Origin of the sequence: Dryocola clanedunensis subsp. sulfonylureivorans (assembly GCF_016756775.1) — a bacterium.
GTDB lineage: Bacteria > Pseudomonadota > Gammaproteobacteria > Enterobacterales > Enterobacteriaceae > Dryocola > Dryocola clanedunensis.
Genome location: NZ_JAERMU010000016.1, coordinates 37491 through 57076, shown reverse-complemented (window position 1 = coordinate 57076; position 19586 = coordinate 37491). Strand labels below are relative to the sequence as shown.

Genomic DNA, 19586 nt, shown 5'->3' with positions numbered 1-19586 from the left:
TTATCAACGCCTCAGAGGTTATTTGATCCGGGCAATAACCAGCAGGCGATGCGGATGGATTTCCGGGTCGGTCCCCCATGCCCAGGGCGACCATTTGCTCACGAATTCCGCTTCGCTGGCGATAATGCGTAATTCATTCTCTTCTTTGTTTCCATCCCAGACCATGACTTCATAACGCGGGTTCGTAATGGCTTCGGTGATGCGGTATTCCCAGAAACGACGCCCATCGCCGGTCTGCTCTTTATCCGATACGACGATGTTATAGGTTTCCAGAAGCCAGGCAAAAAACAGCTGTGCCAGTCCATTAAGGGCATGCTGATACTCGGCCAAAAACGTTCGCCAGACCATCACCTGCGTGCAATGTTCTTTACCCGGCACCACAAAATTTCCCGTGACGATTTTTACGGCATACGCGGTGATGTCATCTTTGATGAGGCGGCACTGTTTTTCATCCAGCGAGATCAATAGGCGATAGCCAGCCGGAGGAACATAGCCAGGCAAACTGAACGGCTTTACGCCCTTGTCCAGAAAGGCAAGCGTGTGCTCCCGGTTACGAGCCGGATCGTTGAGTTTTCTGTTGAATTCCGCGTCGCTGATCAATTTCGGTGCCATCGGTGGAGAAGTCCTTATCTCAAGTATGCTTATTTTTCCCTTTTAAGCCAGCGCATATTTTCGACTTTTCCCAGTTATTACTGGTACTTGTATCATCGAAATAGACGACCAAGGAAAAACCATACCACAGCGACAGACACTTTTTTTGCTCTTTTTATGAGCAGATTTAAGCTCCCCGGGACAGCTCGCAAATCAGAAATGTAACGCTGTAACTGTTGCCGGTGAAGATCATCAGCTACCGAAAATCATCATCAAGTCTACGCTCATCGTCTTCAAGCTGGCGGCGCTGTTCGTCTATCTGCCGCTGCTGGTCATCAAGCTGACGTCGCCTGTCCTCAAGCTGGCGATGGCGATCTTCGTAGCGGCGCTGGTCGTCTGAATTTCGCTGCCTGTCGTCCTCGTCCGGACGGCGATCTTCGTCGTCACGGTTCTGACTGCCGTTGGGGTTGTAGGCATCGTTAATCGCCTGGGAAATTGAGCTGACGATGGAGTTATCGAACAGGCCGTCCAGCTCGTCTGCGTGGACAAGCGGAGTCATGCTCAGGGCGGATAACAGCACGGCGGTGGCGTATCGGTTCATAAGTCAGTCTCAGAAAAGGTCTGCGGCTAGCGTATGAAAGGCGCTCGGTGCGCAACAGCAGAGGATTCCCATATTCGGCGAGGTGCCTGCAAAGTCAGCCCCTCTTTGCAGAGGGGCTAAGTCCTTGCTACAGGATGATTGATGAGGTGCATAGTTTAATGAGGCGCTCAGGTGACTTTCCGGTTCCGCCCGCTTCCTCCTGGAAGCCTTGAAGGGGCAATCTATTAATGTCCGCTTCCGCACGCCGAGTCAATTGTTTGCCGTTGACCTTTTTTCCTTTTGTCATGCCGATGAAGCATGCCACGCGCGGCGCAGGGCCTGGGCAAGCTGAAGCTGACTAAACGGCTTACGCAACAGCTCCACGTCCGGCAGCTGCCGCCCGCTGGCGCGCAGGTCCTGACCGCTGATTAACAGTAATGTGAGCTGCGGATAATGCTCCCGCGCGTGCTGTAAAACCTCTGCTCCGCTCCTGCTTCCGGGCAGCATTAAGTCGCTTATCACAATGCTGATATCCGGTACCTCTGCCAGCATGCTGATAGCCTGCTCGCTGTCTGCCGTTTCCAGCGTCAGGTAGCCCAGCTGATGAAGCTGTTCGCACAATGTCTGGCGCACATCGTGTTCATCCTCCAGCACCAGCACAAGCCGATCCTGGATCTCATTAGCGGCGGGCATCAATGGCGAAGGGATCTCCACTGCCCGTGCGGGCGCCCGTGGCAGCTGCAGCCGCACCAGCGTCCCCTGCCCCGGCGCGCTTTCAATCTGCACCCGGCCTCCGGACTGGCGCACAAAGCCGTAGACCATCGACAGGCCGAGACCGCTGCCGCTGCCGGTCTGTTTGGTGGTAAAGAACGGCTCAAAAACCTGCGCTTTTATCTCCGCAGACATCCCGTGTCCGGCATCAATCACCTCAAGGGCGACCATATCCTGCTTACGCCCGCTGGAGCGCACCACCCGCTGATTCCAGGTGCGGATTTTGATGCTGCCCGCCTGCCCGTCCATGGCGTCCCGGGCGTTCATCACCAGGTTGATAATCGCGTTTTCCAGCTGATTCACGTCAATCCATGCGGGCCAGGCCGGCTGCTGCGCTTCAATGTCCAGCGACAGTCCGGCCGGAAGCGAGTGGCGTATCAGCGGGTCGAGGTTCTCCAGCAGGCTTTTCATGGCGACGGCGTGCGGATGCAGCGATTGCTTGCGCGAAAACGCCAGCAGACGCTGGGTCAGCTGCGCGCCGCGTTCCGCCGCCCTTAGAGAGCGGGTAACGCGTGCGGCATCCGGCGAATCCGTGGGGATAAGCTCGAGGCTACCGACGATCACCGCCAGCAAGTTATTGAAATCATGGGCAAGACCGCCGGTCAGCTGCCCTACCGCCTTCATTTTCTGGCCGTGTACCAGCGCTTCCTCCAGTGCCTTACGCTCGCTTCTCTCAAGCACCAGGTTGACCATGCCGCGCCCAGGCACCGGGCTGAAGCGCAGTTCGATGGTTCTGTTATCTCCCAGCCGCAGCTCCTGCGGCTTTGGCAGAGGGCGAGAGAGGTTTTCCAGAATGTGCTGCTGCAAAGTAGTGACCTGCTTTAACAGAGCCAGATAGTGCTGGCCGCGCTGTAATTGTTCCGGCCTTAGCCCCAGCAGCAGCGGGTAATGCGGATTCCATACCACCAGACAGCCGTCGTTATCAAACAGGGCAAAACCGTCCCGCATGGCGTGGAAGGTCGTTTCCAGCTGCGTGCTTTTTTCCTTCAGCAGCTTCGAGGTGTGTTCCAGAGATGCGGTATTGCGCGCAAAAACGTTAAACGCGCGCGCCAGCTCGCCAAGTTCGTCCCTCCGCTGCAGCGCCGGGACGCTGACATCCCGCTCCCCACGGGCCAGCCGCGTCATAGCTTGCGAAATAGCCGTCAGGTTTGAACCCAGATTGCGGTAGATATACCAGCCGGCAAATCCGGTGATAACCAGCGCCAGCAGGGCGAAAAGCCCGATAAAGGAGATGATCGACTGGAGGTCTTTATGGCTTTGCTCCGTGCGGTTCAGCGACTCCTGCCCGACCTTTTGCACATAAAGGTTGATGTCCTGATTCAGGAACGCCACCAGCGCTTTGATGTGATACATAAACCAGGCGATGGCAAGATCGCTGTTATCAAGCCGCTGGGAAAGCGGCAGCAAAAGACGCAAATGGGCGCGCATCTCCTGCAAAATATCATTTACCGGCGGCGATTGAGCAGCAGCGGGTAGCGCAGCCATAACTTCGGTTAACTGAGCTACCGTGGCTTTCGGTGACGGCGTCTGGATGGCAATCAGTATCAGCCGGTCCAGCTCGGCGAGCAGGGCCGCATCCGGCACGTTCAGCCGGTCACGGGCGTTGATATCCTGAATGTGGTGTAAATAACTCTGGTTCTGGTAGAGCGCGCTGAGCAGGTCGTTTCGCTCCATGTGGCGGCGATGGCCCAGCTCCAGCATGCGCGTCACGCTGCTTTCCAGCTCGTTGCTTCTTTTGGTAATGCGCGCTACCAGCTGCGGCTCATGGCGGGCGAGCGGCGCGTTCGCCAGATGGCTCAGGGAGTTCTGCAAAGCCAGCTGCGTTTGCTTAAGCTGCGCGGCTTCGCTCTGGTATTCCAGCGCCCCCACAACCTGCGTCAGCCGCACCGCCGCCGTCGCCACGTTTGCCGTATCCCGCGCCAGCTCCATGCTGCCGGACATATCGCTGAGCGTTTGTCCCTGCACCTGCTCCTGTAAACGGCTGGCGTGCTGAAAGCCCAGCACCGCCACGCCGCAGACCATTAACGTTACCGCCATCACCAACAGGTTGAAGGACAGCAGGCGGCCACGGGCGCTGGAAAAAAACGGTGTGCTGGGTTGCGGCATGCAGGCTCCGGTCTGTTTTCAACGGTGGATGGCGCAGCGCTTATCCACTTTACAGGTTTAGCCCATGACGACTGTTATCGAATCATTCCCAGCCGGTAATGTGATCTCGGTTAACTATTCACAACTATGACAAATATGAACGGCTTCTGACATTTTGCATTTACCCGCGTGTGGTTGACTGGCAGCAATCGAAACCTTATCCGCAGGAGCCGCGCCATGAGTAGCGTTCCCATTCTGGAAATGCGCAATATTGCCAAATCTTTTGGCAAGTTCTATGCGCTGAAAGGCGTCGACCTGACGGTGTTCCCCGGCGAAATTCACTCGTTGATGGGCGAAAACGGCGCGGGCAAAAGCACGCTGATGAAGATCCTCGCCGGGGCCTACACCGCCACCAGCGGCGAAATCCTTATTGAAGGGCAGCCCTACAGCATTAAGGGGCCGAAAGACGCGCTCAGCGCAGGCATCACGCTTATCTATCAGGAAATGCAGCTGGCCCCTAACCTCACCGTTGCGGAGAACATTTTCCTCGGCAGCGAGCTGTCACGCGGCGGCCTGGTTCAGCGTAAAGAGATGGTGATGCAGGCCCAGACGGTGATAGACCGCCTCGGCGCGCAGTTCAAGGCCAGCGATTTAGTGATGAAGCTGACCATCGCCGAGCAGCAGCAGGTAGAGATTGCTCGTGCGCTACACCGCAACAGCCGCATTTTAGTCATGGACGAGCCAACCGCAGCGCTCTCATCAAGAGAAACCCACCGCCTGTTTGAGCTGATTATGCGGCTGCGCGATGAGGGGATGGCGATTATCTATATCAGCCACCGCATGGCGGAAGTGTATGAATTATCGGACCGGGTCAGCGTGCTGCGCGACGGGCAGTACGTCGGCAGCCTGACGCGGGAAAATCTCAACGCCAGCGAGCTGGTGCGCATGATGGTAGGCCGTCCGCTGAGCGATCTGTTCAACAAAGAACGAGATATCCCGTTAGGTAACCCGCGCCTGAATGTCCACCACCTGACGGACGGCGGCAAAGTCCAGCCGGTGAGCTTACAGGTACGCTCCGGGGAAATCGTCGGCCTCGCGGGGCTGGTCGGAGCCGGACGCTCCGAGCTGGCACAGCTGATTTTTGGCGTCCGTAAATCCACGGGCGGCACGATTGAAATCGACGGAAATCCCGTCACTATCCGCTCCCCTCGCGAAGCTATTCGCCACGGTATTGGCTTTCTGACCGAGAACCGCAAAGAACAGGGCCTGTTTCTGGAGCTGGCGGCGCAGGACAACATCACCATGGCCACGCTCGAACGCGACGCCCGCTACGGCTGGCTGGATCGCAAGAAGGCCCGGACGATTTCTGACGATGCCATCAGCCTGCTGAAGATCCGCGTGCCGCATGCGCAGGTGCGCGCCGGGGGCCTGTCCGGCGGCAACCAGCAGAAGCTGCTGATCTCCCGCTGGGTGGCGATCGGCCCGCGAATTTTGATCCTCGACGAGCCAACCCGTGGCGTTGACGTTGGGGCGAAAAGTGAGATCTACCGGATCATGAGCCAGATGGCCCGCCAGGGCGTGGCGATCCTGATGATCTCAAGCGAGCTGCCGGAAGTCGTCGGCATGAGCGATCGCGTTTACGTGATGCGGGAAGGCAGCATTGCGGGGGAGCTACACGGTAAAGACATCACGCAAGAGAACATTATGACGCTGGCAACCGGCGTGGAAGATGCCCATAAAAAGGTGGTTCATCATGACTAATCCTGTCACCCCCCAGCAGGTCGCTAAATCAGCCTCGCTGAAAAAGGCCCTGTTTGGCGATTTGATGCAAACGGTGGGGATATTGCCCATCCTGATCCTGATCGTCGCCGTTTTTGGCTTTATTACCCCGAACTTCTTTACCGAATCTAACCTGCTGAACATCGCCCGTCAGTCGTCGATCAATATCGTTCTCGCCGCCGGGATGACCTTCATCATTCTGACCGGAGGGATTGACCTGTCCGTGGGTTCGATTCTGGGCACCACGGCGGTGACGGCGATGGTGGTGTCGCTGATGCCGGGCTGGGAGTCGCTGTCGATCCCCGCCGCGCTGATGATGGGCACCGGGCTTGGGCTGTTTAACGGCATGCTGGTCGCCTGGGCGGGACTGCCGCCGTTTATCGTCACGCTCGGCACCTATACCGCCCTGCGCGGCGCGGCTTACCTGCTGGCGGACGGCACCACGGTCATCAACTCAAATATTAACTTCGAATGGATAGGCAACTCGTACCTTGGCCCCATTCCCTGGCTGGTCGTAATTGCTCTGGCAGTGATCGTGGTGTGCTGGTTCATCCTGCGTCGTACCACGCTCGGGGTGCATATCTACGCGGTGGGCGGCAACATGCAGGCCGCACGCCTGACGGGGATTAAGGTCTGGCTGGTGCTGCTGTTCGTCTACGGCATGAGCGGGCTGCTTTCCGGGCTTGGCGGCGTGATGAGCGCTTCCCGACTGTACAGCGCCAACGGCAACCTTGGCATGGGCTACGAGCTGGACGCCATTGCGGCGGTGATCCTTGGCGGCACCAGCTTTGTGGGCGGGATTGGCACCATTACCGGCACCCTGGTGGGGGCGCTGATTATCGCCACGCTCAACAACGGTATGACGCTGATGGGCGTCTCCTATTTCTGGCAGCTGGTGATCAAAGGGGCGGTGATCATCATCGCGGTGCTGATCGACAAATACCGCACCCGTCACCATCAAAGTTCATAACAACATCGCTCTTTCACAGGTCGGGTTCAGCCGACAAAACGGGCGCAAACGGTGGATGACGCTATCGCTTATCCACCCTACCAATGAGGAAAAGACCATGCGTTTAAAGCTAATAGCCACGGCTCTCATGATTGCCGCAGCGCCTTTTGTTCAGGCAAAAGAGCTGAAATCCATCGGGGTGACGGTGGGCGATCTCGCCAACCCGTTCTTCGTACAGATAACCAAGGGTGCCGAGCTTGAGGCACGCAAGCTGGCGGGGGATAACGTGAAGGTTACGCTTGTCTCCAGCGGGTACGATCTGGGCCAGCAGGTTTCACAGATCGATAACTTTATTGCCGCGAAGGTAGACATGATCATCCTGAACGCGGCGGATTCGAAAGGGATCGGCCCGGCGGTGAAACGTGCGAAAGATGCAGGGATCGTCGTGGTTGCCGTTGACGTCGCAGCGGAAGGGGCGGATGCGACGATCACCTCGAACAACACCCAGGCGGGCGAAATGGCCTGTAAGTACATTGCGGATCGCTTAAAAGAGAAAGGCAACGTGGTGATCATCAACGGGCCGCCGGTCTCCGCCGTGCAGAACCGTGTCGAAGGCTGCGTGACCGAATTTAAAAAGCACCCGGACATCAAGATCCTTTCCTCTAATCAGAACGCCAAGGGCAGCCGTGAGGGTGGCCTGGAGGTGATGACCTCGCTGCTGGCGGCGAATCCGAAGATCGACGGCGTGTTTGCCATTAACGATCCGACAGCGATCGGTGCCGATCTGGCGGCGAAACAGGCTCAGCGTAACGAGTTCTTTATCGTGGGCGTGGACGGCAGCCCGGATGCGGAAGAAGCGCTGAAGCGCGGCGGCAATACGCTGTTCGTGGCGACGCCAGCCCAGGATCCGCAGGTCATGGCGGCAAAAGCCGTGGAGATCGGTTACGACATACTTCAGGGCAAACCTGCGCCTAAAGAACCCGTGCTGATCCCGGTGACGATGATTGATAAAAACAATATTGGCACCTATAAGGGCTGGACGGTGAAGTAACGCTTACTGCCTGTCGGATGACGGCGTAAAAGCTTCATCCGACCTCCAACGTATTCATTTGTAGGTCTGATAAGCGCAGCACCATCAGACAACAGGATGGGGAAATACAGCCTAATGAAACGTTCCGAAGTGAATCAGATCCTGTCCCGGACTCGTGAATTTTTTATACAGCACGACGTGCATTTGCCTCCCTTCGCCGCATACGACCTGACGAAATGGAGGCAGCTGGATAAAGAACTCTGGCAGGAAGTGTTTGATCTCAAGCTCGGCTGGGACGTGACGGCCTTTGGCGGCCACGATTTTCTGGCGCAGGGGCTGACGCTGTTCACCTTGCGTAACGGCTCGCCGGAGGGTGCGCCCTACCCGAAATGTTACGCCGAGAAGATCATGCACGTCCGTGAAGGGCAGCTTACCCCGATGCATTTCCACTGGCGTAAACGCGAGGACATTATCAATCGCGGCGGCGGCAATCTGATTGTCGAACTGTGGAATGCAGACCAGTTTGAACAACCGGAAGAGAGTGACGTCACGGTAGTTATCGACGGCTGCCGCCAGACCGTCGCGGCGGGAAGCCAGGTGCGCCTTTCACCAGGGGAAAGCATCTGCCTTGTACCCGGCGTCTATCACAGTTTCTGGGGGGAATCTGGCTACGGCGACGTGCTGGTCGGCGAGGTGTCGACAATCAATGACGACGATCGCGATAACCGTTTCCTGAAGCCGCTGGAACGCTTTAATGCCGTTATCGAAGACGAGCCTGCGCGGCTCCTGTTGTGCAATGAGTATCGTCAGTACTTTTAATTATCCAGGCATCACTGCGGAATTTGGGAGCTTTATAGATTAAACACAATCATTATTACTTTTTTAAGTAATAGCTAAGATGCGAAACAGATTCCAGAAATATGTAATCGCTGGCACTAAATTACATCAGGTTATCCATTCCAAATATTTAAATAGTCGGTAAACTACATCGCGGGTGCTTAGGGCTTTCTGTCCTGAGCATAATGAGGGATATTCCTGAAACTCAGGTAAAAGAAAGCCCCGGGCAACTTTAACGTTAACCCGAGGCTATCCCTCAACTCCACACAAGTTGAGATTAGCCTCTTATTCGCCGCAAGGCAAGGAGAAGAGGCATGAAGCCAACAAAATCTGTTGTCCTGTATCTGTTAATTGTTTGCGTAACAATAATAGTCATAACCTTATTAACGCGCCGCAATTTATGTGAAGTGAAAATAAGGAGCGACAATCAGGAGGTGGTGGCTAAGCTGGCCTGCTCATTCTCGGGCTAGCGCTCAACAGGCGGGGTTCGCCCCGCCCAACTCGTGACGGATAAGGGAGAAGTCTTAAGCACCCATTATTGACAGCTACGCGATCGAGTAATAACACCTCAGCCAATATTTCCCGATAACATATTCATTAAGTTAATTGGTTCTGAAAATTATGCGAAGTATGTTCAGAAAACAATGAAATCTATCCATGGATAATTACATCAGGTTTCCCATTCCAAATGTTTAAATAGTCGGTAAACTACATCGCGGGTGCTTAGGGCTTTCTGTCCTGAGCATAGTGAGGGATATTCCTGAAGCTCAGGAAAAAGAAAGCCCCGGGCAACTTTAACGTTAACCCGAGGCTATCCCTCAACTCCTAAGCAAGTTGAGATTAGCCTCTTATTCGCCGCAAGGCAAGGAGAAGAGGCATGAAGCCAACAAAATCTGTTGTCCTGTGTCTGTTAATTGTTTGCGTAACAATAATAGTCATAACCTTATTAACGCGCCGCAATTTATGTGAGGTGAAGATAAGGAGCGACAATCAGGAGGTGGTGGCTAAGCTGGCCTGCTCATTCGCGAGCTAGCGCTTAACGGGCGGGGTTCACCCCGCCCAACTTGCACTGGAGAAAGGGAGAAGTTTTAAGCACCCATTTATTATATTACGCAGCGCTATTCTCAGAATGGATAATATCTGCGGCAAAAACATAACCTACGCCGCGAATAGTCCGTATTAAGGTGGGTTGGTGTGGATTTGGCTCTATCTTTCTGCGCAGTCTCATAATGAGAACATCGATAGTCCTGTCGAAAATATCCATGCTTTCACTGTGGGTCAACTCAAGCAGTTTTTCACGAGATAAAACCTTACGGGCATGTTGAATTAACGCCAGCAAAAGACCGTATTCACCCTGAGTGAGATCTACCTGACATGAACCGGGATCGAAAAGCTGACAGCGGTCGGTATCCAGCCTCCAGCCGTTAAACTGAAGTCCCCTGACCGTCTGTGAGCCTCTCTCTACCGCCAGTGCTCCCGTTCGCCGTAGTACCGCTTTCACGCGGGCAACAACAATACGCGGATTGAAAGGCTTAGCGATATAATCATCCGCCCCCATCTCCAGGCCAACCACCACATCAGACTCACTTCCCAGCCCGGTCAACATCACAACCGGCAGTTCAGGACGCTGTCGCTGGATCTGCTGCAGGACCTGTAAGCCGTTAATATCCGGCAGCATCATATCCAACAGAACCAGGGCCAGGGTGGGCTGCTCTGCAATGATCTTCAGCGCTTCGTTACCGGTATGGCATACCGTCACGGTAAAGACGTGCTCGTTGAGCGTATCCCGCAACACTTCACAGATTGCCAGATCGTCATCCACCACCAATATCGCAGGTTTCATAGCTGTCTCCGAGGGGGGACGAGAGGGTAATGGTAAGAGTGTGGGTGATTGTTGAAGGAGTGCCGCATAAATGGCAACTACGCGTGCTGAATATTCAACCAGCGTCACAAAGGGCAGGCTGCTCGTCACGTCATTTTTGACGATGCTGGGCTTTTCGTCAGATGGTTTGTCATCCTACCGCCGCCGAAGGGGAGCAATACCCCCCTTAAAATGATATGGCATAGATCATGCATTACCCGGGTAGATGTGACGAGTCTTCAGATGTCACACCCTTTAGCATTGACTGGAGCAACACGATGAAAAAAGTCGTCACGGTTTGCCCCTATTGCGCCTCAGGTTGCAAAATCAACCTCGTGGTCGATAACGGCAAAATCGTCAAGGCGGAAGGCGCGCAGGGTAAGACCAATCAGGGCGATCTGTGCCTGAAAGGCTATTACGGCTGGGATTTTATCAACGATACCAAAATCCTTACCCCGCGCCTGAAATCGCCAATGATCCGCCGCCAGAAAGGTGGAAAGCTTGAATCCGTAAGCTGGGATGAGGCGCTGACCTACGTAAGCACTCGCCTTAGCGAAATCAAAGCGAAACATGGCCCGGATGCCATCATGACCACCGGTTCATCCCGTGGTACAGGCAACGAGACTAACTACATCATGCAAAAATTTGCGCGCGCCGTTATTGGTACCAATAACGTTGACTGCTGCGCACGCGTCTGACACGGCCCATCGGTTGCAGGTCTGCACCAGTCGGTCGGTAACGGCGCTATGAGCAACTCAATCGTCGAGATTGAGGATACCGATTTAGTCTTTGTCTTCGGGTATAACCCGGCTGATTCACACCCTATCGTGGCAAATCGCGTCATTCGCGCGAAGCAGAAAGGGGCGCAAATTGTGGTTATCGATCCGCGTAAAATTGAAACCGCGCGTATCGCCGACCTCCATTTGCAGCTGAAAAATGGATCTAACATCGCCCTGCTTAACGCGATTGGGCATGTGATCATCGAAGAGAATCTGTACGACAAGGCCTTCGTGGCGGAGCGTACTGAAGGCTTCGATGAGTACCGTAAAATTGTAGAGGGCTATACGCCTGAATCCGTGGAGGAGATAACCGGCCTGAAAGCTGCTGATATCCGCACGGCGGCACGTATGTACGCGAATGCAAAAACGGCGACTATCCTGTGGGGCATGGGTGTTACCCAGTTCTATCAGGGCGTGGAAACCGTGCGCTCGCTGACCAGCCTTGCGCTGATGACCGGTAACCTTGGCAAGGCCAACGTCGGCGTTAACCCGGTGCGCGGCCAGAACAACGTTCAGGGTGCCTGCGATATGGGCGCGCTGCCGGATACCTATCCGGGCTATCAGTACGTGAAGGACGAAAAGAGCCGCGAGAAGTTCGCCAAAGCCTGGGGCGTGCCGTCATTACCGGCGCACACGGGTTACCGTATCAGTGAGATCCCTCACCGCGTTGCGCACGGCGAAGTGCATGCGGCCTATATTATGGGTGAAGATCCGCTGCAAACGGATGCGGAACTTTCAGCGGTTCGTCAGGCGTTTGCCGATATGGAGCTGGTCATCGTGCAGGATATCTTCATGACCAAAACCGCGGCGGCCGCCGATGTGATTTTGCCGTCCACCTCCTGGGGTGAACATGAAGGTGTTTACACCGCCGCCGACCGCGGTTTCCAGCGCTTCTTTAAAGCGGTGGAGCCAAAGTGGGACCTGAAAACGGACTGGCAGATCATCAGCGAAATCGCCACCCGCATGGGTTACGAAATGCATTACAACAACACCCAGGAAATCTGGGACGAGTTGCGTAACCTTTGCCCGGACTTCTTTGGTGCGACCTACGAGAAGATGGGCGAGCTGGGGTATATCCAGTGGCCATGCCGCGATACCGATGAGTCGGACCAGGGGACTTCCTTCCTCTATGACGGCAAGTTCGACCGCGAAAACGGCCTGGGCCAGTTCTTCACCTGCGACTGGGCGCCGCCAGTCGATCGCATCACCGAAGAGTACCCAATGGTGCTGTCGACGGTGCGGGAAGTGGGCCATTACTCCTGCCGTTCGATGACCGGTAACTGTGCCGCGCTGGCAGCGCTGGCGGATGAGCCTGGCTATGCGCAGATTCATATCGACGATGCCGCTCGTCTGGGCATTGAGGATGAAGCGCTGATCTGGGTGCATTCGCGCAAAGGGAAAGTCATTACGCGTGCAAACGTGAGTGAACGCCCTAATAAAGGCGCGGTGTACATGACCTACCAGTGGTGGATCGGTGCCTGTAACGAGCTGGTGACGGAAAACCTCAGCCCGATTACCAAAACGCCGGAGTATAAGTACTGCGCCGTGCGTGTAGAAAAGATTGCCGATCAGCGGGCAGCAGAGCAGTACGTGATTGATGAGTACAGCAAGCTGAAGGCCAGCCTGCGCGAAAGCGCAGCGGGCTAACCGCTCAAAACGGCCCTCATGAGCAATCATCAGGGCCGTTTTCCTTTCCAGACGGTGCCCCGGGCGATCCCTGTTATAGTCAAACAATAAATAACCGTGAGCAATATACTCACTCCCTTCCATACTTATGCCATCAGGCAAAATTTGCCCCTTTTACTGGATCTCTGCCGCTCCGGGAGAAATAAAATGAAGTTGCCTTTCAAGCCTCACATTCTCACCCTGCTTTGCAGCGCCGGTATTCTCGCGGCCTCTGGTGTTCTTTATGTTAAAAGCCGTACTCCAGAAACGGTAACGCCCGCCCCAGCCGTAGCGGCTCAGCCCGCCACGCCGCCGGCAACTGCACCTACAGCGGTTCCTGATGCAGCATCGGCACCCGCCACGCAGACTTATACCACCGCACAGCTCGACCAGTGGGTTGCACCGATTGCCCTCTATCCTGACGCCCTTCTGTCTCAGGTGCTGATGGCATCGACCTATCCGGCAAACGTTGTGCAGGCGGTGCAGTGGTCACAGGATAATCCGACCTTACAAGGCGATGCGGCTATTCAGGCGGTGTCGAACCAGCCCTGGGACCCTAGCGTAAAATCCCTCGTGGCCTTCCCACAACTGATGTCGCTACTGGGTGAAAACCCGCAGTGGGTACAGAATCTTGGCGATGCATTTTTAGCGCAGCCACAGGATGTGATGGACTCGGTACAGAAATTACGTGCGCTGGCGCAGCAGACCGGGACACTAAAATCCACGCCGGAACAAAAAGTGACCAGCACCCCCGTTGTGGTGAATCAAACCAACAACGTGAACACCACCAGCGAAAAGAGTAGCAGCACGTCAGCCTCAGCCACTACGGCTACGACCACCCGCGATCCCGCCCCGCAGGTTATTACTATCGAGCCAACGAATCCGCAGGTGGTTTACGTTCCTAATTACAACCCGTCTACGGTTTACGGAACATGGCCGAATACCAGCTATCCGCCAGTTTATCTGCCACCCCCTCCGGGACAGCAGTTTACCGACAGCCTGGTACGCGGTTTTGGATACAGCCTTGGCGTTGCCACAACCTACGCGCTGTTCAGCAGCATCGACTGGCATGACGACGATGACTACCATCATCACCATGATGATGACTATCACCACCATGACGGTAACTACAACAGCGGCAATAACATCAACGTTAACGTCAATAATTACAACAGGATAACCGGTGGCCATCTGTCCGATAACGGCGGGCAGGTACACTGGCAGCACAACCCGGCCTTCAGGAACGGCGTGCCTTACCAGAACAGCGCTGTCGCGCAACGTTACCATCAGACCAACGTGGCCGGCGGCTTAAGCGCGACGCAGCATGCGCCATTGACCCGGGAAAACCAGCGTCAGGCAGCAATGCAGCAGCTCCAGCACAGCACCGGGATGAAGCCTCAGGGAAAAAGCCTCTCCAGCGTGTCTCGGGATGTGCAACGCGAGAATGCGTCGAAACAGCTCAACCAAATCGCGCAGCGCAACAACTACCGTGGATATGATTCAGCTAACCAGAATGCACGACGTGAAGCGGCTCGCGAGCAGTTGAAAAACCCGACAGCGACGCAGCAGCAGCATCGTGATGCGGTAAAAAACCAGGTGAAACACCCAACCGCGGCACAACAGCAGCATCGCGATGCGGTGAAAAATCAGGTGAAACACCCGACACAGCAGCAGCAACAGCATCGCGAATCGGTAAGAAGTCATGTCGCCAGCACGACGCCAGAGCAGCGCCAGCAGCACATCAACTCTTTACGTAGCAATGCGTTAAGTGGTAATGACAGCCGATCGCCGTCCTGGCAGGCTCAGCATCAACGCGGCGCGCAAAGTCTGCAACACTCTTCTGGCGGCAGGCAAAATCGCGAAGCCTTCCGTGAACACGCATCTGAACACCGCGAATTTCATCGCCGTTAATAAGGGAAAGGATAATGAAAAAGTTTCTGTCGTTAAGTACGCTTTCCCTGTTGGTGCTACCGCTGTTAGCCCAGGCGCAACAGGCGTTCACCACGCCTGAGCAGGCCTCTACCGCACTCCATGATGCGATTAAGAAACAGGATCAACAGGCGCTCACCGCATTGCTGGGCGACGACTGGCAGCATTTCCTGCCGCCTGAAGGCGTGGATCCTGCGGCTGTTGCACGCTTCCTGCGGGACTGGGACAGGGGCCATCACGTTGAGCAGCAAGGCCGTGTGGCTCACCTTGACGTCGGTAGTGAGGAATGGCAGCTACCGCTGCCGATTGTCAAAACCGATAAAGGCTGGCATTTCAATATGCAGGGCGCTGCCGATGAAATCCTCACCCGAACAATTGGCCGTAATGAGCTTTCTGCTATCGAAGCCGCCCATGCCTATGTCGCCGCACAGCAGGATTACTTCCAGCTAAATCAGGCCTATGCGCAAAAATTTCTGAGTAGTGAAGGCAAGAAAGACGGGCTTTACTGGCCGGTATCGGCAGATGAGGCCCCCAGCCCTTTAGGGCCGGCTTTCAGTCCTGAACAGCCAGAAATGGGTTATCACGGCTACCATTTCCGCATTCTTACCGCCCAGGGCGCCAAAGCGGAGGGTGGCGAGAAAAGCTACCTGAAAGCGGGCAAAATGACTGATGGTTTCGCAATGATTGCCTGGCCGGTGACTTACGGAGAGACGGGCGTCGCGACGTTTATCGTCGATGACGAAGACCAGATTTATCAGGCTGATTTAGGAGAAGAGACGGCGAAGAAAGTGGAAGCTATCACCGCCTTTGACCCTGATGATAGCTGGCAGGTTGTGACGCAATAAGTCAGAGAGTTCATTTGTCATAGGGTGGATAAGCACGAGCGTCATTCACCAAAAAAGCAGGGCGGGATAAGCTCACGTTTGCCCGCCCTGCTTTACTCTTCTTAGCCTTTAAGGATTGACTTTATCTGAGTATTTGCCCAGCATCTCCCGCTCGTAAGCCGCCGCTTTTTTAGCATCGAACTTATTTTCCCACTTGGCGATAACCAGCACCGCCAGCGCATTGCCCACCACGTTAAGCGCGGTACGCGCCATATCGAGTATGCGGTCCACGCCTGCAATAAAGGCCAGACCTTCCAGTGGAATACCCACACTCCCAAGCGTAGCCAGCAGCACTACAAACGAGACGCCAGGCACGCCCGCAATGCCTTTTGACGTCACCATCAGCGTCAGCACCAGCAGGATCTCCTGCCCCAGGGAAAGCTCGATCCCGTAAAGCTGGGCGATAAAGATGGCTGCGATACTCTGGTAAAGCGTGGAGCCGTCGAGGTTAAAGGAGTAGCCGGTCGGCACCACAAAGCTGGTGATGGAGGCAGGCGCACCGTAGGCCTCCATCTTTTCGATGATTCGCGGCAGGACACTTTCTGAGCTGGCCGTGGAGTAGGCCAGAATGAGTTCGTCCTTGAGAATTCGTATCAAAATGAGAATACGCAGGCCGCACAGACGAGCAACGGTCCCCAGCACCATCAGCGCAAAGAACGCGATCGCGAAGTACACCAGCAATACCAGCTTCAGCAGCGGCCACAGCGAGGCAAACCCAAAGTTAGCCACCGTCACAGAGATCAGCGCAAAAACACCGATCGGTGCGTAGCGCATCACCATATGCGTCACTTTGAACATCGTTTCTGAGATGGAGCGGAACACCGTCACCAGAGGCTCACGATGTGCTGACGGCAGTGACGACAGACCCAGACCAAACAGCACCGAGAAGAAGATAATCGGCAGCATGTCGCCTTTCGCCATCGAATCGATGATGTTGGTCGGTACCAGGGAAAGAATAGTGCCCATCAGCCCGTGGGCGTGACTCTGGACGTCCTGGGCTGTGTGTTCGTATTTCGAAATATCCACGCTGGCAAGCTGCGACATATCAATGCCGTGTCCCGGCTGGAACACGTTGGCAAGGGTAATCCCCAGGATGATGGCAACTGTCGTGATCACTTCGAAATAAAGAATGGTTTTCGCACCGATTCGCCCAAGCTGTTTGGCATCCCCTACGCCCGCAATCCCGACGATCAGGGTTGAGATAACGATCGGCACAACAATCATTTTTATCAGGTGAATAAAGATATCTCCTGCCGGTGAAAGCAGGTTTGTGATGAGCCATTCGCGGCTATCACTTTGATAATGCAGAACGCTTCCCAGCGCGATACCCAGCACCAGCGCGAGCAGAATTTGCCAGGCGAGGCTGACCTTAGGTTGTTTCATAACGATTTTATTCCTCAATAAAACGCCATTCCCATGCTGTAGTCCGATGAGAACGTCACAAACTGAAAGGGGTAAGACATACGTCAGGAATTACGAGGGGCTTTTTTAAGCGGCGTTATGAGTATCACTTGTCCGGCATGCTATGCAACCCTGTATTTTCAGGGATATTCACTATAAATAGCGGGTAAAATAGTACTTTAGATAAATCATCTACTATAACCAATTGTTATAGTGCATATTTATAGTTTATATTTTTAACTTATGTGTGTTGTGAATTTTCTCTCCCTAACTATCTGTTTGATGGATATTTAGACAAATGAATTAATGCGTGATCTGTCGCCCAAAAAGTAAACAAAGCTGTTCAAAGCCCTACAATTAACGTTTACGTGACATATTATTAACAACTTCAAGGAGAAAAAAAGCCATGACACAACTACACAAACACGCCATTCCCGCAAATATCGCGGAACATTGCCTGATCAATCCCGAGCAGTATCAATCCATGTACCAACAGTCAGTGCATGACCCGGATACGTTCTGGGGCGAAGAAGGGAAAATCCTCGACTGGATCAAACCCTATCAGAAGGTGAAAAACACCTCCTTCGCACCGGGAAATATCTCTATCCGCTGGTATGAAGACGGCACGCTGAACCTGGCCGCCAACTGCCTGGATCGCCATCTTAAAGAGCGCGGCGACCAGACGGCGATTATCTGGGAGGGCGATGATGCCAGCCAGAGCAAAAAAATCACCTATCGTGAACTGCATCGTGATGTCTGCCGTTTTGCCAATACGCTGGTGGAGCTGGGCATCAAGAAAGGCGACGTGGTGGCGATCTATATGCCAATGGTGCCGGAGGCTGCCGTGGCGATGCTCGCCTGCGCGCGAATCGGTGCCGTGCATTCCGTTATCTTTGGCGGGTTCTCTCCGGAGGCCGTGGCGGGACGTATTATCGACTCCAGCTCCCGTCTGGTGATTACTGCCGATGAAGGCATTCGTGCAGGCCGCTCGATTCCGTTGAAGAAAAACGTTGATGACGCGCTGAAAAATCCGAACGTGAAAACCGTTGAGCACGTCGTGGTGCTCAAGCGTACCGGCGGCAAGGTTGAATGGCATCAGGGCCGTGACCTGTGGTGGAGCGAGCTTGTTGAGAAAGCAAGCGCTCACCATCAACCTGTTGAGATGAATGCAGAAGATCCGCTGTTTATCCTCTACACCTCAGGTTCGACCGGTAAACCAAAGGGGGTTTTGCATACCACAGGCGGCTATCTGGTTTACGCGGCGACGACGTTTAAATACGTCTTTGATTACCATCCTGGCGACGTCTACTGGTGTACCGCCGACGTGGGTTGGGTAACAGGGCATAGCTACCTGCTGTATGGCCCGCTGGCCTGTGGCGCTATCACGCTGATGTTTGAAGGCGTGCCAAACTGGCCTGCGCCGAACCGCATGGCGCAGGTGGTCGATAAACACAAAGTCAACATTCTTTACACCGCGCCAACCGCCATCCGGGCGTTAATGGCCGAAGGGGATAAGGCGACCGAAGGAACCGATCGTTCTTCGCTGCGTATCCTCGGCTCCGTAGGCGAACCGATCAACCCGGAAGCGTGGGAGTGGTACTGGAAGAAAATTGGTAATGAGAAATGCCCGGTGATGGACACCTGGTGGCAAACCGAAACAGGCGGCTTTATGATCACCCCGCTACCGGGTGCCACAGAGCTGAAAGCAGGTTCCGCTTCGCGGCCGTTCTTCGGCGTACAACCAGCGCTGGTAGACAACGAAGGCAATCCGCAACAGGGCGCAACCGAAGGTAACCTGGTGATTACCGACTCCTGGCCAGGCCAGGCGCGCACCCTGTTTGGCGACCACGAACGCTTCGAGCAGACCTATTTCTCAACCTTTAAAAATATGTATTTTAGCGGTGATGGTGCCCGTCGCGATGAAGACGGCTATTTCTGGATAACTGGCCGCGTAGACGACGTGTTAAACGTCTCCGGACACCGCCTGGGAACGGCAGAAATCGAATCCGCGCTGGTATCGCATCCGAAGGTTGCCGAAGCCGCCGTCGTTGGCATCCCGCACAATATCAAAGGCCAGGCGATTTATGCCTACGTCACGTTAAACCACGGCGAAGAGCCGACGCCGGAGCTGTATACCGAAGTGCGCAACTGGGTGCGTAAAGAGATTGGCCCGCTTGCCACGCCGGATATTCTGCACTGGACCGACTCGCTGCCGAAAACCCGCTCCGGCAAGATTATGCGCCGCATTCTGCGCAAAATCGCCGCCGGAGATACCAGCAACCTTGGCGATACTTCGACCCTTGCCGATCCGGGCGTCGTCGAAAAGCTGCTGGAAGAGAAACAAGCCTTAACCATGCCTTCATAACCACTCTGTAGTTGATCCGCCCTCTCATCTGACGCTGTAGGGCGGATAAGCGAAGCGTCATCCGCCACTTTTTTCTTTAG

The 19586-nt window shown here is 54.9% G+C and carries 15 protein-coding genes; 10 read left to right on the top strand and 5 right to left on the bottom strand.

Translation table 11 applies throughout. From position 1 onward, the window contains the following. Nucleotides 1-18: 18 nt before the first annotated feature. From HYQ67_RS16605 to HYQ67_RS16595, 3 genes are all read right to left on the bottom strand, one after another. Nucleotides 19-612, bottom strand: a complete 594-nt coding sequence (locus HYQ67_RS16605; protein ID WP_202305306.1) for a hypothetical protein — start codon at nt 610-612, stop codon at nt 19-21. Nucleotides 613-847: 235 nt separating this feature from the next. Further along, nucleotides 848-1192, bottom strand: coding sequence for a DDRRRQL repeat protein YjdP (yjdP, locus tag HYQ67_RS16600; RefSeq protein WP_202305304.1), 345 nt, complete (start codon nt 1190-1192; stop codon nt 848-850). A 282-nt stretch (nt 1193-1474) separates the two neighbouring features. Next, complete coding sequence (locus tag HYQ67_RS16595; protein WP_202305302.1) at nt 1475-4048, bottom strand: ATP-binding protein; 2574 nt, start codon at nt 4046-4048, stop codon at nt 1475-1477. 216 nt (nt 4049-4264) lie between these two features. On the opposite strand from HYQ67_RS16595, the gene HYQ67_RS16590 reads away from it, so the two are divergent. From HYQ67_RS16590 to HYQ67_RS16565, 6 genes are all read left to right on the top strand, one after another. Further along, nucleotides 4265-5788, top strand: a complete 1524-nt coding sequence (locus tag HYQ67_RS16590; RefSeq protein WP_202305301.1) for a sugar ABC transporter ATP-binding protein — start codon at nt 4265-4267, stop codon at nt 5786-5788. Further along, on the top strand, nt 5781-6776 hold the full coding sequence (locus HYQ67_RS16585; RefSeq protein WP_202305299.1) for an ABC transporter permease subunit: 996 nt from the start codon (nt 5781-5783) through the stop codon (nt 6774-6776). Before HYQ67_RS16590 ends, HYQ67_RS16585 begins: the two co-directional genes overlap by 8 nt. 97 nt (nt 6777-6873) lie before the next feature. Next, complete coding sequence (locus HYQ67_RS16580) at nt 6874-7806, top strand: ABC transporter substrate-binding protein (protein WP_202305297.1); 933 nt, start codon at nt 6874-6876, stop codon at nt 7804-7806. A 114-nt stretch (nt 7807-7920) separates the two neighbouring features. Continuing rightward, complete coding sequence (locus tag HYQ67_RS16575) at nt 7921-8604, top strand: D-lyxose/D-mannose isomerase (protein ID WP_202305295.1); 684 nt, start codon at nt 7921-7923, stop codon at nt 8602-8604. A gap of 332 nt (nt 8605-8936) precedes the next feature. Continuing rightward, nucleotides 8937-9092, top strand: a complete 156-nt coding sequence (locus HYQ67_RS16570) for a Hok/Gef family protein (protein WP_202305293.1) — start codon at nt 8937-8939, stop codon at nt 9090-9092. Between the two features lie 407 nt (nt 9093-9499). Beyond that, nucleotides 9500-9655 (top strand): Hok/Gef family protein, encoded by a 156-nt coding sequence (locus HYQ67_RS16565; RefSeq protein WP_202305291.1) that lies wholly within the window; start codon nt 9500-9502, stop codon nt 9653-9655. Between the two features lie 75 nt (nt 9656-9730). Here the strand turns inward: HYQ67_RS16565 and HYQ67_RS16560 are convergent, their stop codons facing one another. Continuing rightward, nucleotides 9731-10465, bottom strand: a complete 735-nt coding sequence (locus tag HYQ67_RS16560) for a response regulator (RefSeq protein WP_202305289.1) — start codon at nt 10463-10465, stop codon at nt 9731-9733. Nucleotides 10466-10761: 296 nt separating this feature from the next. Here HYQ67_RS16560 and fdhF point away from each other — a divergent pair, with 296 nt between their 5' ends. The 3 genes from fdhF to HYQ67_RS16545 all read left to right on the top strand — a co-directional run bounded on the left by fdhF (nt 10762) and on the right by HYQ67_RS16545 (nt 15701). Further along, complete coding sequence (gene fdhF / locus HYQ67_RS16555; RefSeq protein WP_202305287.1) at nt 10762-12909, top strand: formate dehydrogenase subunit alpha; 2148 nt, start codon at nt 10762-10764, stop codon at nt 12907-12909. Between the two features lie 186 nt (nt 12910-13095). Next, nucleotides 13096-14838 (top strand): DUF3300 domain-containing protein, encoded by a 1743-nt coding sequence (locus tag HYQ67_RS16550; protein WP_202305285.1) that lies wholly within the window; start codon nt 13096-13098, stop codon nt 14836-14838. 14 nt (nt 14839-14852) lie between these two features. Next, on the top strand, nt 14853-15701 hold the full coding sequence (locus HYQ67_RS16545) for a DUF2950 domain-containing protein (RefSeq protein WP_202305283.1): 849 nt from the start codon (nt 14853-14855) through the stop codon (nt 15699-15701). A gap of 108 nt (nt 15702-15809) precedes the next feature. Here HYQ67_RS16545 and gltP read toward each other — a convergent pair whose 3' ends face one another. Continuing rightward, complete coding sequence (gene gltP / locus HYQ67_RS16540; RefSeq protein ID WP_202305281.1) at nt 15810-17123, bottom strand: glutamate/aspartate:proton symporter GltP; 1314 nt, start codon at nt 17121-17123, stop codon at nt 15810-15812. A 424-nt stretch (nt 17124-17547) separates the two neighbouring features. On the opposite strand from gltP, the gene acs reads away from it, so the two are divergent. Continuing rightward, on the top strand, nt 17548-19506 hold the full coding sequence (gene acs, locus HYQ67_RS16535; RefSeq protein WP_202305279.1) for an acetate--CoA ligase: 1959 nt from the start codon (nt 17548-17550) through the stop codon (nt 19504-19506). The last annotated feature ends 80 nt before the right edge of the window (nt 19507-19586 follow it).

Excerpts from the sequence above, each read along its gene's own strand:
- HYQ67_RS16605 (WP_202305306.1), bottom strand. The coding sequence starts at position 612 with ATGGCACCGAAATTGATCAGCGACGCGGAATTCAACAGAAAACTCAAC.
- yjdP (WP_202305304.1), bottom strand. The coding sequence starts at position 1,192 with ATGAACCGATACGCCACCGCCGTGCTGTTATCCGCCCTGAGCATGACT.
- HYQ67_RS16595 (WP_202305302.1), bottom strand. The coding sequence starts at position 4,048 with ATGCCGCAACCCAGCACACCGTTTTTTTCCAGCGCCCGTGGCCGCCTG.
- HYQ67_RS16590 (WP_202305301.1), top strand. The coding sequence starts at position 4,265 with ATGAGTAGCGTTCCCATTCTGGAAATGCGCAATATTGCCAAATCTTTT.
- HYQ67_RS16585 (WP_202305299.1), top strand. The coding sequence starts at position 5,781 with ATGACTAATCCTGTCACCCCCCAGCAGGTCGCTAAATCAGCCTCGCTG.
- HYQ67_RS16580 (WP_202305297.1), top strand. The coding sequence starts at position 6,874 with ATGCGTTTAAAGCTAATAGCCACGGCTCTCATGATTGCCGCAGCGCCT.
- HYQ67_RS16575 (WP_202305295.1), top strand. The coding sequence starts at position 7,921 with ATGAAACGTTCCGAAGTGAATCAGATCCTGTCCCGGACTCGTGAATTT.
- HYQ67_RS16570 (WP_202305293.1), top strand. The coding sequence starts at position 8,937 with ATGAAGCCAACAAAATCTGTTGTCCTGTATCTGTTAATTGTTTGCGTA.
- HYQ67_RS16565 (WP_202305291.1), top strand. The coding sequence starts at position 9,500 with ATGAAGCCAACAAAATCTGTTGTCCTGTGTCTGTTAATTGTTTGCGTA.
- HYQ67_RS16560 (WP_202305289.1), bottom strand. The coding sequence starts at position 10,465 with ATGAAACCTGCGATATTGGTGGTGGATGACGATCTGGCAATCTGTGAA.
- HYQ67_RS16550 (WP_202305285.1), top strand. The coding sequence starts at position 13,096 with ATGAAGTTGCCTTTCAAGCCTCACATTCTCACCCTGCTTTGCAGCGCC.
- HYQ67_RS16545 (WP_202305283.1), top strand. The coding sequence starts at position 14,853 with ATGAAAAAGTTTCTGTCGTTAAGTACGCTTTCCCTGTTGGTGCTACCG.
- gltP (WP_202305281.1), bottom strand. The coding sequence starts at position 17,123 with ATGAAACAACCTAAGGTCAGCCTCGCCTGGCAAATTCTGCTCGCGCTG.
- acs (WP_202305279.1), top strand. The coding sequence starts at position 17,548 with ATGACACAACTACACAAACACGCCATTCCCGCAAATATCGCGGAACAT.